Annotated in this window: 1 protein-coding gene; it reads left to right on the plus strand. The window is 56.3% G+C overall.

Annotated elements, in window-relative coordinates; translation table 11 throughout:
• Window positions 1-58: 58 nt before the first annotated feature.
• A complete protein-coding gene (locus tag ACPYOI_RS35805; RefSeq protein WP_481424139.1) occupies window positions 59-304 on the plus strand; it encodes a hypothetical protein in 246 nt (81 codons plus the stop codon).
• Window positions 305-939 lie beyond the last annotated feature (635 nt).

The following is a 939-nucleotide window of genomic DNA, read 5'->3' on the forward strand; positions in this document are numbered from 1 at the left end:
GCAACCGGGTGTCGACCGCTTGAGAGACAATCTGCTCTTGCCCTAATGGAGAGCGATCATGTCATCTGTTTTCGAGCTACTTTCCTGCACAGACGATGAGATTGAACTCATCAGCTCGGCATTGAGTTGCCGGTCGCAGAGCAACCAAGTCAATCTCCAAAGCGAACGTGGCCAACAAGCGCTCACGGCCGCCATCTCGCTCGTTAATGCGGGCGTCAAGGCACCGGAGCAGATCGCTGCAAGCCTCGATGCATGCTTCACGCAAAGCCGCAATGCCGTTCAAGCTAGTGACGTGTCAGCGTAATCCTAATTGATTATTGACGGCCCCAACAGCGTTTTGATTCTGGGTGCTGTAGCCGGCAAGCACAGCACCTAGCCGCGGCAGCCGCTCTCCAATCAACGCCGTGGTATGCGACAGGGCTCGCCATTTTTGGAACCTTTTGGACGAGCCCTGGTCGTACGCCTTTCCATTTTCCCCTCTGCGTCCTACAAATTCATATAGCGAGGTTGGGTGCGTCTTCGATGATCCAAACGCGAATATCTTCAGACCAGATACCGATGCAGGACGAGGACGTGGCGATGTGTCAGCGCGTCTTTGATCAGGTGTGTGAGGCAAAGCACGTTACCAGTGGGGAGGCGCGCGACGAGCTCGCCACGCAGATCATCCACTTCTACCAGCATGGAGTAAGGAATGAAGATATTCTACGGCGTCTTATGGGCGGCCCCTAGCTCCGTTGTCTGCCTCCACCATGTCGCGAGGGTTTTCCGAGATCCTCCCTTGCGGCAGACTGTGCGAGGGCTCGCCATTTGGCAAGATTTGGACGAGCTCTCGCATAGCCGCTAAGGCCGGACGATCGCCGTTCGCCACAAGGTCTTGTTCGCTCGCTCCTGAGCATCATCGAGCTTGCTGCTCAACACCTCGACGCAGGTCGCGACCTT

The sequence above is a fragment of the Rhizobium sp. SVR5-2C genome, assembly GCF_056755115.1.

Excerpts from the sequence above, each read along its gene's own strand:
- ACPYOI_RS35805 (WP_481424139.1), top strand. The coding sequence starts at position 59 with ATGTCATCTGTTTTCGAGCTACTTTCCTGCACAGACGATGAGATTGAA.